The organism is Rhizobium indicum, from assembly GCF_005862305.2.
Classification (GTDB): Bacteria; Pseudomonadota; Alphaproteobacteria; order Rhizobiales; family Rhizobiaceae; genus Rhizobium; species Rhizobium indicum.
In genome coordinates, this window is the sequence record NZ_CP054021.1 from 3535730 (window position 1) to 3549876 (window position 14147).

The following is a 14147-nucleotide window of genomic DNA, read 5'->3' on the forward strand; positions in this document are numbered from 1 at the left end:
CCTGACCGCTCGGCCGCGGACGCTATAAAGACTGGCGTTTCCGGACAACGCATAAATTATGCAGGGGAATGCAGGAAAGCTTGAGGCTCAGCCGATGGTCGTGACGAGGCGGCCGGCGCTACCGTCGGAAAGCATGATCCGTTCCCAGGTCACACGGCCGGCGGCGATTGGCAGCAGCGCATTGCCGTTGGCGCCGGTATCGAGGGTCAACGACGAGAGCCTGCCCTCATGCCAGCCGCGCTCCTCCAGCGACTGCTCGGCGGCGGCGATTTCGGCGGATGCATAAGAGAATATGGAGCGGCCGAGAAAGGCGCCGAGCGGCGCCCGCCACTCCGCCTGCCGCGGGCGAGAGGCGGAGAGCAGCCGGTGGGTGCGGTCGCAGATCAGATGCACCGGCCGGACGGAATCCTCGACCAGCCGCTTCAGCGCCGCATCGACTGCTGCATGTTGCGGTGAGCTGAAAATCCGTTCCAGCTTGGCCGCCTGTTCGGCCGACAGGGCGAGCTGATCGCGCTCCCAGCGTGAGACCGTCGCCTGGTTGACGCGGAGGAGTTCGGCAAGATGTTCCTGCTTCATGCTGCGCAGCAGCCGCATGCGGCGTATGCCGGCGCCCGATATCGTCATCTGCCTGATCCCGTGCCGTTTTGGCCAGCATAAGGCTTCGGCTGGCCGGCAAGCAAGCTGTTGGGCGACTGGATCATTATTCGGGCTGGCCCTCGAGGTCGCCTTTCAGCCGGTCGAGAATCGACAGGGAATGGCCGGCATAGGTGCTGATCCAGCGGTCATAGATGTGTTTGATCGGCAGGCTGTTCAGGTGGTTCCAGCGCTCGCGGCCTTCCTTCCTGGCGATGACCAGGTCTGCCTCCTCCAGCACTTTCAGATGCTGCATCACCGTACAGCGGTCCATCTCCGGAAACATCTCGCAAAGGGTCCCTGTGGTTCGGGGGCCATCCTTGAGCAGATCGAGGATTTCGCGGCGGCGATGATGCGCCAGCGCCTTGAAAACGGGATCGTCGGTTGATTCGCTTGACATGTTATATTTTTATAACATAATGGCGACGAGGACAATGGAATAGACACACTGGAGAAGAGGAGAAGTGTCATGTCTCTCAGAATCCGCATTTCCGGCCGTGTCGGCCGCCCCGTTGCAGAGGTGTTCGATGCCGTCGTCAACCCGAAGAAGCTCAGCAGTTATTTCACCACGATCGGCGGAGCGAGCGCACCGCTCGTGAAGGGCACGACGGTGACCTGGTGGAAGGATGCGCCGGTCGAGGTCGTCGAACTCGTGCCGGAAAGCCGCATCGTGCTGCGCTGGGATGGCGGCACCGGCGAAGACAAGACGACCTATAAGACGCTGGTGGAGATGAACTTCAAGCCGCTGGAAGACGGTGGCACGCTGGTGACCATCGCCGAGACCGGCTGGCGTGAAGACGATGCCGGCCGGCGCGGCACCTATCTCAACTGCGAAGGCTGGACGCAGATGCTCTGCTGCATGAAGGCCTTCGTCGAATACGGCATCAATCTGCGCGAGGGCATGTTCCTCAGCGAGATGAAGGGTGAGCCGGCCAGCGCGCCTGATGTTTGAACGAGTGAGTCGGCATCAAGACGATCGGCGGCGCAATCGTCGCATTTGCCAATATCACCGAGACTTTGCTTGCCTGTCACACTGCGGGTGCTAATTTCCGGATTCGATACTTCATTTCGGTTTCCAGGAGATTCATTATGCAGCTTGGCATGGTTGGTTTGGGCCGCATGGGCAACTATATGGTCCAGCGCTTGATGCGAGGCGGTCACGAATGCGTCGTCTACGACGCCAGGCCGGAAAGCGTTGCCGAGCTCGCAGGCCTCGGTGCGACCGGCAGTGCCTCGCTCGCGGAGTTCGTCTCGAAGCTCGCCCACCCGCGCGCGATCTGGCTGATGCTGCCGGCGGCGATCGTCGACAAGGTGCTGGCGAGCCTAGTGCCGCTGCTTGAGAATGGCGATATCGTCATCGACGGCGGAAATTCTTATTATCATGACGACATCCGCCGCGGCGCCGACCTCATCACCAAGGGCATCCACTATGTCGATGTCGGCACAAGCGGCGGCGTTTTCGGCCTCGAGCGCGGTTATTGCCTGATGATCGGCGGCGAGAAGGGCATCGTCGAACACCTTTCCCCGATCTTCGCGACGCTGGCGCCCGGCGTCGGCAAGACCGAAGCCTCACCGAACCGGAGCGCCGAAGCGGCTGCGGTCAGCACTGCGGAACAGGGTTATCTGCATTGCGGCCCGCATGGCGCCGGTCATTTCGTCAAGATGGTGCATAACGGCATCGAATACGGCCTGATGGCCGCCTATGCCGAAGGTATCAATATTCTGAAACATGCCAATATCGGCGCCGCCTCGCACGAGGCGGATGCGGAAACCGCGCCACTCGCCCATCCGGAACATTTCCAGTATGATTTCAACCTGCAGGATGTCGCCGAAGTCTGGCGCCGCGGCAGCGTCATCACCTCCTGGCTGCTCGATCTCACGGCCGATGCGCTGCATGCCGATCCCGCACTTTCGAAATATGCCGGCCGCGTCTCGGACAGCGGCGAAGGCCGCTGGACGATCATGGCGGCAATCGACGAAAGCGTGCCGACGCCGGTGCTGAGCGCTGCGCTCTACGGTCGCTTCTCCTCGCGCGACAATGACGAATTCGCCAACAAGGTGCTGTCGGCGATGCGCGCGGGCTTCGGCGGTCACGTGGAAAAGCCGGTCCCGAAATCCTGAAGGCAAGCGACTTCACTCACCGTTCCGACAAAGCCGTCATCCTGAAATAGCGAGCGCAGTGCTTCGTTTCGAGGAGGCGGCGAGGTTTGCCTTTGCTAGCCATCGGTATGGTTTCCCTACTGCTTGCTGGCGGCAGCGGTCGCGAGTATCCATTGCAAAATGTCAGCGCTGCCTTCTACAAGCGACCGACATTTCATTGGAGGCGGTCATGGAGCGTGGCATGGCAGGAAGCTTGAAGGCCGTCATATTCGGCATGCTGGTATTGCTTGCGCTTTTTTCGGCGGTTTCGCCTGGCTTTTCCCAGACGCCGCCAGCGCAAGTGCCGACCGCGGCCGCCCCGCCGGCCGAAGTGCGTCAGATGATGGAGCTGATGCAGACGCCTCAGGTCAAGCAATGGATGTCGACGCAGATGGCGACGGCGCCCGCGAGCGATGCGGCGGCTGGCGACCAGATGTCGGTGCTCTCAGGTCTGCTCCAGCATGCCCGCCGGCACGTCTCGATGGTCTCCGATGCGGCGATGACGCTGCCCTCGCAGGTCGGCCATGCTTCTTCGCTGTTCTTCGGCGAGATCGCCGCCGCCGGCTGGCCGCGCATGGTGGCGCAGTTTCTGGCGATTTTCCTGCTCGGCACAATCGTCGAGCGCATTGCCCGCTATGCCTTTCGCCGCCGCCGCCAGGCGGCGCAGATGGCGGGCATGCATCTCGCCCCGCGCGTCATCCCGGCGCTGATCTTCGCGATGGCGACGGCGCTTGCTCTTCTCAGCGTCAGCTGGCCGCCGGTCAGCCAGAGCATCGCGATCGTTTGCGTTGTCGCGCTCGTAGTCCAGCGCTTCACGATTTGCCTCGGAGGCGTGCTGGTCGATCTCATCGGGCTGGCGCGAGCCGAGGAAGAACGGCAGGAGATCACCGCGGCAATCATGCCGGCGCGCGCGGTTGCATTCTTCTGGTATCGGCGCTGTGCGACCTTCGTCATCTATTTCATTTTTGGATGGGCGGTGATCCAGTCGATGGAGCCGCTCGGCTATTCTGCGAGCGTGCGGATCCTCGTCGGCTATATCCTGGGCATCGGCCTGCTGCTGATCGCGATCGAGGCGGTCTGGTCGCGGCCGCACAAGGACGAGAAGCGTGGTCACGGGACCTCCTGGGCGCTCACCGTCTATTTCCTCTTGCTCTGGAGCCTCTGGGTCGCAGGCTTCAACTGGCTGCTCTGGCTCGGCATTTACGTGCTGCTGCTGCCGCGCGTGCTTGCCGTCTCGACGATTGCGGTAAAATCGCTGCAGCAGACCGAAGCGAGCTTCCTTGCCACACGCCGTATTGCAGCCGTGCTGCTCGACCGCGGCGTGCGGGCGCTGATCATTGCTGTTGCCGCCATCTGGCTCGGGCATATGCTCGGCGTCGGCGCCGACACGATGGCCGCCGGCGAAACGATGGTCGACAAGATCGCGCGCGGCGTGATCGGCGGCATCGTCATCTTGCTTGCCGCCGATCTGCTCTGGCACGTCATCAAGGCCTATATCGACGGCAAGCTGCTCGATTCATCCGTGGATGGCGGGACAACGGATGAGGAAAAGGCCAAACGCGCGCGGATACAGACGCTGCTGCCGATCTTCCGCAATATTCTCGCCGTGGTGATCGCCGTCATTGCCGTTCTGATGGTGCTCTCCGGCCTCGGTATCGAGATCGGGCCGCTGATCGCCGGCGCCGGTGTTGTCGGCGTCGCGGTCGGTTTCGGCGCGCAGACGATCGTCAAAGACGTCATCAGCGGTATGTTCTATCTCTGGGACGATGCCTTCCGCATCGGCGAATATATCGAAAGCGGCAGCCACAAGGGTGTGGTCGAGGCGTTCAGCTTGCGCTCGGTGAAGCTCAGGCATCATCGCGGGCCGCTGACGACGGTGCCGTTCGGCGAACTCGGGGCGGTGAAGAACCTCAATCGCGACTGGACGATCGACAAGATCAGCCTCAACGTCAAATACGACACCGATCTCGTCAAGGCGAAGAAGGTGATCAAGCAGATCGGCCAGACGCTGCTCGAAAATCCGGAATTCGGCCCTCATATCATCGAGACGCTGAAGATGAAGGGTGTCGAGCAGTTCGGCGAATTCGCGATCGAAATCCGGCTGTCGATGATGACGAAGCCCGGCGAGCAATTCGTCATCCGCCGCAATGCGCTGGCGATGATCCGCAATGCCTTCCAGGAAAACGGTATCGAATTCGCCGTGCCGACGGTGCAGGTGGCGGGCGATCGCGACGCGGAGGTGGATGCTGCCGTCGCGCGCTACGCCGCGCATGCGCGGGCGAGCAGCGAGCCGGCCGCATGAACCGCTTCACATTGCGCCGGCGGCTGCGATCAGCAGGCCGCCGATGATCGCCATGTTGGTTTTCCACGTATTGATGGCGCTGTCACGCGCCGTTGCCTGCATGTCCCAGAAATTCAGCAGCATGACGGTGGCCGCCAGCGTGAAGACGATGAGACCGAATGCCGCTGCCGCGACGAACAGGCCGAGCATCAGCAGGATGCCGGCGACAATCTGGAACACGCTGCCCAAGACCAGCACCCATTTCGCAAAAGGAACGCCGCGGGCTTCGATCGCCTCGGTCAGCGGCACGATGACGAAAAAATGTTGAACGCCGCCAGCGACATAGAGGCCGCCGAGCAGCAGGCGGCCGAGAGCAAGCATCACGAAGGCCGAACCATCCTGCATATCGAACCTTTCTCCCGCGTCTCAACTCTCCATCGAGCGCAAGGCTCTGCCGAAGCTTACGAAAATGCAATGTGCTGCGCCGCCCGCCTGCGCAAATTCGCCCCAATTGAGGATGATTGAGGCGCAGGCGGCGGGGCTGGGGTAGCGGCGGCATGGCTTCATAGAGCTTATATGCCTTTCATGTTACGTCATCTGAAATGATTCCCGCCAAGCTGGCAGTTGCAGCAGGGTACGAGAATGTCGGGGCACGGCAATTTGGAAGAGATTGAAGAAACGGACGGGTTTTCCTTTGGCGGGCTATTCAGACGGTACAGAACGCCGCTGCTGGCGGCCGCATCACTGGTGGTTTTCTGCCTCGTCGGTTACGCGATTATGCAGCTCACCAACGAGGTGCGCTATGACGACGTCGTCGGTGCGCTCGCCGCCACCAGGCCGAGCTCGATCCTGCTTGCGTTGTTCTTCACGGCGCTCAGTTTCCTCGCACTGATCTTCTACGATCTCAACGCCATCGAATATATCGGCAAGAAGCTGCCCTTTCCGCATGTCGCGCTGACGGCGTTCAGCGCCTATGCCGTCGGCAATACCGCCGGTTTCGGCGCCCTTTCTGGCGGTGCGATCCGCTACCGCGCCTATACGCGCCTCGGGCTCTCGCCGGAGGATATCGGCCGCATCATCGCCTTCGTCACGCTGTCCTTCGGATTGGGGCTTGCGGGCGTCGCGGCAATCGCCCTCATCGTCATCGCCGACGAGATCGGCCCGCTCGTCGGCGTCAGCCCCTTCCTTCTGCGGCTGATCGCCGGTTCGATCGTCGCCATTTTGGGCGCGGTGATGATCATCGGCCGTGACGGGCGCGTGCTCGATCTTGGCCCTGTGGCAATCCGCCTGCCGGATTCGCGTACCTGGTCGCGGCAGTTCCTCGTCACCGCCTTCGATATCGCCGCCTCGGCGTCGGTACTCTATGTGCTGCTGCCGCAGACGGCCATCGGCTGGCCGGTCTTCCTCGCCGTCTATGCGATCGCCGTCGGTCTCGGCGTGCTCAGCCATGTTCCCGCCGGGCTCGGCGTGTTCGAGACCGTGATCATCGCCTCGCTCGGCAGCGCAGTGAACATCGATGCCGTGCTCGGATCACTGGTGCTCTACCGGCTGGTCTACCATGTGCTGCCGCTGCTGATCGCGGTGCTCGCGGTCTCGGCGGCGGAGCTGCGTCGTTTCGTCGACCATCCGGCCGCCTCCAGCATGCGGCGCATCGGCGGAAGGCTGATGCCGCAGCTGCTGTCGGCTCTCGCACTGCTGCTCGGCGTCATGCTGGTGTTTTCGAGCGTCACGCCGACGCCGGACCAGAACCTCGAATTCCTCTCCAACTATCTGCCGCTGCCGATGGTCGAAGGGGCGCATTTCCTCTCCAGCCTGCTGGGGCTGGCACTCGTCGTCGCCGCCCGCGGCCTCGGCCAGCGGCTCGACGGCGCCTGGTGGGTGGCCGTGTTCTCGGCGCTTGCCGCCTTGACTTTATCACTGTTGAAGGCGATCGCGCTCGTCGAAGCCGCGTTTCTTGCCTTCCTCATCTTCGGGCTCTTCGTCAGTCGTCGGCTCTTTACCCGCCAGGCCTCGCTGCTTAACCAGGCGCTGACGGCATCCTGGCTGATGGCGATCGCCGTGATCGTCGTCGGTGCCGTCGTCATCCTGCTCTTCGTCTATCGCGACGTTGAATATAGCAACCAGCTCTGGTGGCAGTTCGAATTCACGGCCGAGGCGCCGCGGGGCTTACGCGCCGTTCTCGGCATCACCATCATCTCCTCGGCGATCGCCGTCTTCAGCCTGCTCCGGCCGGCAAGCTTCCGGCCTGAGCAGGCGACGGACGAGGCGCTGGCGCGTGCCGTCGAGATCGTCATGAAGCAGGGCAATGCCGACGCCAATCTGGTGCGCATGGGCGACAAGAGCATCATGTTCTCGGAAAACGGCGACGCTTTCATCATGTATGGCCGGCAGGGCCGCTCCTGGATCGCGCTGTTTGATCCGGTCGGCGACCATCGCGCCGTGCAGGAACTCGTCTGGCGTTTCGTCGAAGCGGCGCGCGCCGCCGGCTGCCGGGCCGTGTTCTACCAGATATCGCCGGCGCTGCTGTCGCATTGCGCCGATGCTGGCCTGCGCGCCTTCAAGCTCGGCGAACTGGCGGTGGCCGATCTCAGGACCTTCGAGATGAAGGGCGGCAAATGGGCGAACCTTCGCCAGACGGCAAGCCGCGCCCAGCGCGACGGGTTGGAATTTTCCGTCGTCGAACCGCAGGACGTGTCTTCGGTCATTGATGACCTTGCCGCCGTTTCGACGGCTTGGCTCGAGCATCACAATGCCAAGGAAAAGGGCTTCTCGCTCGGCGCCTTCGATTCCGATTATGTCTCCTCGCAGCCTGTCGGCATCCTGAAAAAGGACGGCAGGATCGTCGCCTTCGCCAATATCCTCGTGACCGAATCCAGACAGGAGGGCACGATCGATCTCATGCGCTTCTCGCCGGATGCGCCGAAAGGCTCGATGGACTTTCTCTTCGTGCAGATCATGGAATATCTGCGCGGCCAGGGTTTCACCCACTTCAATCTCGGCATGGCTCCCCTCTCCGGCATGTCGAAACGCGAGGCGGCGCCCGTCTGGGACCGCATCGGCAGCACCGTCTTCGAACACGGCGAGCGCTTCTATAACTTCAAAGGCCTTCGGGCATTCAAATCCAAGTTTCATCCGCACTGGCAACCGCGCTATCTTGCGGTCTCCGGAGGGGGCAATCCGATGATCGCGTTGATGGACGCGACATTTCTGATCGGGGGCGGGTTGAAAGGGGTAGTGAGAAAATGATCAGGACAATCCTTCTTGCCACGGCATGCGCCTGCATGCTCGCGGCCGCACCGGCTGATGCCGCCGAAGAGACCACACAGAGCTTCGAAGCCGGGCTCATCCCGTCGCCGCACATCTTCCTGCCGGAAGGGGAGGTGAAGGGTACGGTGATGCTGATATCCGATGCCGCTGGCTGGGGCGACTATGAGAAGGCCGAAGCCGACAGGCTGGTTGCCGAAGGCGCCGTCGTCATCGGAGTCGACTTCCCCTCCTATATCCAGGCGCTCAGCCGATACGACGTCAGCCTCAACGACGGTTGCGTCTACATGGTCTCGGACATCGAGTCGCTGAGCCAGCAGGTGCAGCGCGCGACCGGCAACAGCGCCTATCATCTGCCGATCGTCGCCGGCATCGGCGAGGGCGGGGCCTTAGCGCTGGCGATCGCCGCGCAGACGCCGGATGCGACGATTGGCCAGACGCTTGCTGTCGATCCGAAGGCCGGCATTCCGCTTGCCAAGGAGCTTTGCACGCCGGCGTCCAAGCAGGTGGTTGGCGAACGCACCGTCTATGGCCTCAGCGACGGCGTCCTGCCGGACCCGATCATTACTGTCTTCACGCCTGATGCCAACAAGGATGGCCGGGCGCATGCCGAGGCGCTGAAGAAGGCCCATGACGAGATCGAGATCCGCGATTCCACCGACGATGCGCAGACGGCGTTTGCCGATACGCTCGACGATCTCGTCACCGCCTCCGGCGCCTTCGGCAACCCGCTTGGCCTGCCGCTGGCGGTGCTCGAGGCGACGCCCGCCCTCGACACGATGGCGGTAATCTATTCCGGCGACGGCGGCTGGCGCGACATCGACAAGGAGGTCGGCGGCACGCTGCAGAAGGAAGGTATTCCGGTCGTCGGCGTCGATTCGCTCCACTATTTCTGGTCGGAGCGCAAGCCGGAGGAGACTGCCGCCGATCTTTCGAAGATCATCGATTTCTACCGCAAACAGTGGAAGGTGAAGCACGTGCTGCTCGTCGGTTATTCCTTCGGCGCCGATGTCGTGCCCGCCACCTACCAGCTCCTCAAGCCAGCCGAAAAGTCGGCGGTGGCGCAATTGTCGCTGCTGTCGCTTTCGCACCAAGTCGACTACGTCATCTCTGTTCTCGGCTGGCTCGGCCAGAAGACGGAAGGGGCGGGAGGCGATCCTGTCGGCGATCTGAAGAACATCGATCCGAAGCTCGTGCAATGCATCTACGGCAAGGACGACGATGACGATGTCGCCTGTCCGGCGCTGAAGGATAGCGGCGCCGAGGTCATCGAACTGCCCGGCGACCATCATTTCGACGAGAATTACGACCTTCTGACCAAGACGATCATCGACGGGCTGAAGAGACGGCTGCAGAATTAATGCATTAGCGTTTCTTCACTCCAGCCGAGCGCGGTGAGTTCTGTACCACGAAACCGCGCATCGTCGGCAACGATGAATTCGTCGAGTTGCGGCGGAGCGACGCTGGTGCTGGAGAGCATCGCATGCACCTGTCCGCGATGATGGGTCTGATGCTGGAAGAGGTGGCCGAGCACGTCCTCCATCCGCTCCTCTTGTATGCGGTCGCCGCGATGGAGGCTGATGGTCGAGGTGAGCCTCTCCGGCGTCAGGGCGTCGCAAAGTGCCACCAAGCGCTGGTCGACCTTCGCCTGCGCTTCTGCCAGCGAGGAAACGTCATCGAATGGTTCGTCGACCTCGAAGGCCTTGAGCCCGAGCGTGCCGCTTTCCAGGCCGTCGACATAGAACCAGTCGACCGTGATGATGTGGTTCAAGGTTTCCTTGATCGAGGGGAAGAAGCTCGTGCGCGGCGCTTCGAATTCGCCGGGCTCCAATGTCGCGCAGGCCTGAAGCAGGCGGCGGTTGGCAAGGGCGTTGTTATAGGCAAGTTTGCGGAATGGCCTGATAGGATCGAAGGTCGGCATCGGCGCATCTCCTCTTTAAGCGCTTTTGGCGACAGCACCGGGCGCCTTTTGAGGCGCGCAAGGGGCGCTGTAACACCTTGAATTGCTTGCGTCAGTCTTTCCCGTCGAGATCGCCGTCCCGCCAGACGAGATGACGTGGCGCAACGGGCAGGCTCTCGATTTCATCGGCGATGAAATAGGGCGGGATGTCGAGTGCGGTCAGGGCACTACGCGTTGCCGGCACCCATTTGAATTCGAGATGGTTGTCGCCGTCCTCGACCCGATGGATGATCTCGCCCGGCCGGAAGGGGAATTCCGGCGGGATCTCCATCAGATAATAGAGGCCGAGTTCATGCCAGTCGCGCTGTTCGTAGCGGAAAAAGTTCTCGACGATCCACAGCAGGCGATGGACGGTCACCTCAACGCCCAGTTCCTCCACCATCTCCCGTTTCAGCGTTTCCTCCGACGTCTCGCCGATTTCCGCCCTGCCGCCTGGAAAGGTCCAGAAGGGCTCATGCACGGCGCGATGGACGAGCACGTGGCCGTCGCGAAAGCCGAGGCCGGCGATGCGATAGTTGAAACGCTCAGCGCCCGCATTCAGGCGGATAAGAGTGCGCTTGGCCATGCCATTCTTATCCAAGATCGATGACGACAATTTCCGGCGGCACGCCGAAGCGCACCGGTGCGATGGAGCAGCCGAGGCCACCGGAAACGATGATATTACGCCCCTCCTCGATCATATGGCCATAGGCGTAGCGGTTGCCGTAGCGCGAGGGAACGATCGGCGAACGGCCGAGGAGGCGGATCTGTCCGCCATGCGTGTGGCCCGATAGCGTCAGCGAGACACGCTCGGGCACGCGCGGAAAGACATCGGGCTCATGGGGAAGCAGGATGACCGGCGCATCGTCCGTAACCTGAGCCATCGTTCCCTCGAGATCGTCGAGGCCGAGCATCTGCGTGCGGCCCCATTTCCTGCCGGGCAGCAGCGCCAGCTGATCTTCGAGGCCTGCGAGCCAAAAGCCGCGGCCATCCTTTTCGAGCCGAACAGCGCGGTTGCCATAGACCGGGATGCCGACGTCGGCGAGGGCTCGGTGTCCGAATGTTTCCATCCCGCCGTTCTTCTGGGCGGTCCTGTCCTCCCACCAATCATGGTTGCCCATGACCGCATGGACGCCGAGAGGGGCCTGCAAGGTAGAGAGCGCCTTCGACCATTGGCTCGAATGCACGTACTGCGTCACCATGTTCATGCCGGCGGCGTAATCGCCGAGCAGGACGGTGACGTCGCCTTCGAGTTCATTCGCTCTGTGGCAGATCGCGGCAATGCGGCTTGTCGACATCCAAGGTTCGCAGGCATGGAGATCGGCGAGCGCAATGACGCGGAGCTTGAGCCCCGGGGTCCATCCCGGCGGCGTCAGCCGATAGCGGGTGATGGCGAGCCGCGCGAGCGGTTCATAGGCGAAGGCGTAACCACCGAGCGACATGACGCCTGCGACACTGCCGCCGAGAACCTTGAAAAATCCGCGGCGGGTGATCACTCAGTTGTCCTCCTGGAACAGCCGGAACTGCGCAGCCTCCATATCCTTGGGCGGTTGCATTCCCAGATGTTTCCACGCGATTGCGGTCAGAACACGGCCGCGTGGCGTGCGCTGAATGAAACCCTGCTGGATCATATAGGGCTCGATGATGTCCTCGATCGCGTCGCGCGGCTCGGAAAGTCCGGCGGCGATGGTTTCGATCCCGACCGGGCCGCCGCCGAAATTGACCGCGATCATGTTGAGGTAACGTTTGTCGAGCTGGTCGAAGCCGACATTATCGACCAGCAGGCGGGTCAGCGCCTCGTCGGCGATCTCGCGAGTGACGGATTCCGCCCTTGCCACCTCGGCAAAGTCGCGCACGCGCCGCAGCAGCCGGCCGGCGATGCGCGGGGTGCCGCGGGCGCGTCTTGCGATCTCGCGGGCGCCCTCTTCGGTGATCGGCAGGTTCATCAGCCGCGCGCCGCGGCGCACGATCAGTTCCAGCTCCTCGACGGTGTAGAAGCTCAGGCGCACCGGAATGCCAAAGCGGTCGCGCAGCGGCGTCGTCAACAGGCCGAGGCGGGTGGTGGCCGCCACCAGCGTGAATTTTGACAGGTCGATCTTCACCGAGCGAGCGGCAGGGCCTTCCCCGATGATGAGGTCGAGCTGGAAATCTTCCATGGCCGGATAGAGGATTTCCTCGACGGCGGGGTTAAGGCGATGGATTTCGTCGATGAAGAGCACGTCGCGCTCCTCGAGATTGGTGAGCAGGGCAGCGAGATCGCCGGCCTTGGCGATCACCGGGCCCGACGTCGAGCGAAAGTTGACGCCGAGCTCTTTGGCCATGATCTGTGCCAGCGTCGTCTTGCCGAGGCCGGGCGGACCGACGAAGAGCACATGGTCCAGCGCTTCGCCGCGGTTTTTCGCCGCCTCGATGAAGACCTTGAGATTGGCGCGCGCTTCCGCCTGGCCGGTGAACTCGTCCAGCGATTGCGGGCGCAACGTGATATCAAGGTCTTCGCCCCGCTTTTCCGGCGATATCAGGCGGGCGGATTCGCTCATGTCAAAAGTTCCATTCCAGGTATGGTTTTTGCGGCTTGGGCATCGAATGTCCTGGTTGTCACGCAGCCCGCATCACGATTACGAAGGGCGATGAAGACATCTGCAAATTCTGCATTGGTCCGCACCATGATTGCGAGCGTTTCCTCGACTACTCTTTCATCTTCAAGGATCAGGTCGGCCGAGTCCAACAAGTCCGAAATCGCCTCCATGATCTGTTCTCTCTTCAGCTTGATCCGTTGTCTCAAGAACCACGCGCATTCCATCAGCGTGATGCAACTGATATAGCCGGGCGCCGTATCGGACAGGCTCGAGAAGAGCGTTGTGACCTTCTCCGTCTGGACGACATCGTCCTTCAGGAGGAAGCGCAGCATAATATTGGTGTCGAGGCCAATCATCTTGCACTAGTCACGTGATCGGCGATGGCTTCCCCAATCACCTCGTCCATTTCCGTCAAAGTGATCGTCGGTCGGTTCGGATCGTGAAACTTGCCTGCAAGGTCGATGGCGCGTTTGTTCTTGGCTTTCATGATGATTTCGCCATCGCGGTTGATGTAGCGGATCCTGTCGCCGGACTTCAGATTCAGCAATTCACGAACTTCCGCCGGAATTGTTGTCTGGCCCTTCGATGTCATCGTACCGTAGTAGATATTCATGCGGATCTCCTTACCAATCAAGTTTAGTAAGGAATTGCGATATATTCAAGGAGGTCACCGCGCCCCCAGTTCCTTCAATCCCAGCCTGATCAGTTTGGCGCTGTCGGCGCCATCGCCCGCCGTCTTCATTGCCGCGGCGATTGCGTTCGCCGCCTGGTCGCGGGAATAGCCGAGGTTGGTCAGCGCGGATACCGCATCGGCGACGGGTGCTGCCGCAACACCTTCGCCGAGTTCCTGCTTGAGGGCGATATTGATCGCTTCGCCGGCAAAGGCCGGCGCCCGGTTCTTGAGTTCGGTGACGAGGCGCATGGCCACCTTGGGACCGACGCCCGGCGCACGGGAGACGGCGGTGCGATCCTGCAGGGCGATCGCATTGGCAAGTTCGCCTGGGGTCAGCGTCGAGAGCACGGCGAGCGCCACCTTGGCGCCGACGCCCTGAACGCTCTGGAGCAGGTTGAACCATTCCCGCTCCAGAGCGGTCATGAAACCGAAGAGCTTCAGCTGATCCTCGCGCACATAGGTTTCGATAAACAGCACGCAGGCCTCACCAGTCGAGCCAAGCTTCGACAGGGTACGGGCCGAGCAATGGGCGACGTAGCAGACGCCGTGTACATCGACGAGCACATAGTCTTCGCCGATCTCGTCTATGGTGCCTTTCAGCTTGCCGATCATGGGTCGTGGTCTCTCAGCAGATGGAAACAA

At 62.0% G+C, this 14147-nt stretch carries 15 protein-coding genes; 5 read left to right on the forward strand and 10 right to left on the reverse strand.

The window, feature by feature from the left end:
- Positions 1–87: 87 nt before the first annotated feature.
- The gene (locus FFM53_RS17210; protein ID WP_138390935.1) at positions 88–624 is read right to left on the reverse strand and encodes a helix-turn-helix domain-containing protein; all 537 of its coding nucleotides are present in this window, start codon (positions 622–624) and stop codon (positions 88–90) included.
- A 76-nt stretch (positions 625–700) separates the two neighbouring features.
- Positions 701–1033 carry an ArsR/SmtB family transcription factor gene (locus tag FFM53_RS17215; protein WP_138390934.1) on the reverse strand — a complete coding sequence of 111 codons (333 nt, stop codon included), beginning with the start codon at positions 1031–1033 and terminating at the stop codon, positions 701–703.
- A 69-nt stretch (positions 1034–1102) separates the two neighbouring features.
- Here FFM53_RS17215 and FFM53_RS17220 point away from each other — a divergent pair, with 69 nt between their 5' ends.
- The 3 genes from FFM53_RS17220 (at position 1103) to FFM53_RS17230 (ending at position 5074) form a co-directional block, all read left to right on the forward strand.
- The gene (locus FFM53_RS17220) at positions 1103–1585 is read left to right on the forward strand and encodes an SRPBCC domain-containing protein (RefSeq protein WP_138390933.1); all 483 of its coding nucleotides are present in this window, start codon (positions 1103–1105) and stop codon (positions 1583–1585) included.
- Between the two features lie 137 nt (positions 1586–1722).
- Positions 1723–2754: a phosphogluconate dehydrogenase (NAD(+)-dependent, decarboxylating) gene (gnd, locus tag FFM53_RS17225; protein ID WP_138390932.1), complete on the forward strand. Its 1032-nt coding sequence runs from the start codon at positions 1723–1725 to the stop codon at positions 2752–2754.
- Positions 2755–2962: 208 nt separating this feature from the next.
- Positions 2963–5074 carry a mechanosensitive ion channel family protein gene (locus tag FFM53_RS17230; RefSeq protein WP_138390931.1) on the forward strand — a complete coding sequence of 704 codons (2112 nt, stop codon included), beginning with the start codon at positions 2963–2965 and terminating at the stop codon, positions 5072–5074.
- A gap of 6 nt (positions 5075–5080) precedes the next feature.
- On the opposite strand, the gene FFM53_RS17235 is transcribed toward FFM53_RS17230, so the two are convergent.
- Positions 5081–5458 carry a DoxX family protein gene (locus tag FFM53_RS17235; RefSeq protein WP_138390930.1) on the reverse strand — a complete coding sequence of 126 codons (378 nt, stop codon included), beginning with the start codon at positions 5456–5458 and terminating at the stop codon, positions 5081–5083.
- Between the two features lie 237 nt (positions 5459–5695).
- On the opposite strand from FFM53_RS17235, the gene mprF reads away from it, so the two are divergent.
- Both mprF and FFM53_RS17245 read left to right on the forward strand, forming a co-directional pair.
- Complete coding sequence (mprF, locus tag FFM53_RS17240; protein ID WP_138390929.1) at positions 5696–8299, forward strand: bifunctional lysylphosphatidylglycerol flippase/synthetase MprF; 2604 nt, start codon at positions 5696–5698, stop codon at positions 8297–8299.
- Positions 8296–9678, forward strand: coding sequence for a virulence factor family protein (locus tag FFM53_RS17245; RefSeq protein WP_138390928.1), 1383 nt, complete (start codon positions 8296–8298; stop codon positions 9676–9678). Before mprF ends, FFM53_RS17245 begins: the two co-directional genes overlap by 4 nt.
- Here the strand turns inward: FFM53_RS17245 and FFM53_RS17250 are convergent.
- The 7 genes from FFM53_RS17250 to ruvA all read right to left on the reverse strand — a co-directional run bounded on the left by FFM53_RS17250 (position 9675) and on the right by ruvA (position 14117).
- On the reverse strand, positions 9675–10238 hold the full coding sequence (locus FFM53_RS17250) for a DinB family protein (protein WP_138390927.1): 564 nt from the start codon (positions 10236–10238) through the stop codon (positions 9675–9677). The genes FFM53_RS17245 and FFM53_RS17250 overlap by 4 nt on opposite strands.
- A gap of 91 nt (positions 10239–10329) precedes the next feature.
- Complete coding sequence (locus FFM53_RS17255; protein ID WP_138390926.1) at positions 10330–10842, reverse strand: NUDIX hydrolase; 513 nt, start codon at positions 10840–10842, stop codon at positions 10330–10332.
- Between the two features lie 7 nt (positions 10843–10849).
- Positions 10850–11752, reverse strand: a complete 903-nt coding sequence (locus FFM53_RS17260; RefSeq protein ID WP_138390925.1) for a metallophosphoesterase — start codon at positions 11750–11752, stop codon at positions 10850–10852.
- The gene (ruvB, locus tag FFM53_RS17265; protein ID WP_138390924.1) at positions 11753–12793 is read right to left on the reverse strand and encodes a Holliday junction branch migration DNA helicase RuvB; all 1041 of its coding nucleotides are present in this window, start codon (positions 12791–12793) and stop codon (positions 11753–11755) included.
- Positions 12790–13188, reverse strand: coding sequence for a type II toxin-antitoxin system VapC family toxin (locus FFM53_RS17270; protein ID WP_138390923.1), 399 nt, complete (start codon positions 13186–13188; stop codon positions 12790–12792). The genes ruvB and FFM53_RS17270 overlap by 4 nt, the downstream gene beginning before the upstream one ends.
- A complete protein-coding gene (locus tag FFM53_RS17275; protein WP_138390922.1) occupies positions 13185–13445 on the reverse strand; it encodes an AbrB/MazE/SpoVT family DNA-binding domain-containing protein in 261 nt (86 codons plus the stop codon). Before FFM53_RS17275 ends, FFM53_RS17270 begins: the two co-directional genes overlap by 4 nt.
- A gap of 54 nt (positions 13446–13499) precedes the next feature.
- The gene (gene ruvA, locus FFM53_RS17280; RefSeq protein WP_138333457.1) at positions 13500–14117 is read right to left on the reverse strand and encodes a Holliday junction branch migration protein RuvA; all 618 of its coding nucleotides are present in this window, start codon (positions 14115–14117) and stop codon (positions 13500–13502) included.
- Positions 14118–14147: the final 30 nt, after the last annotated feature.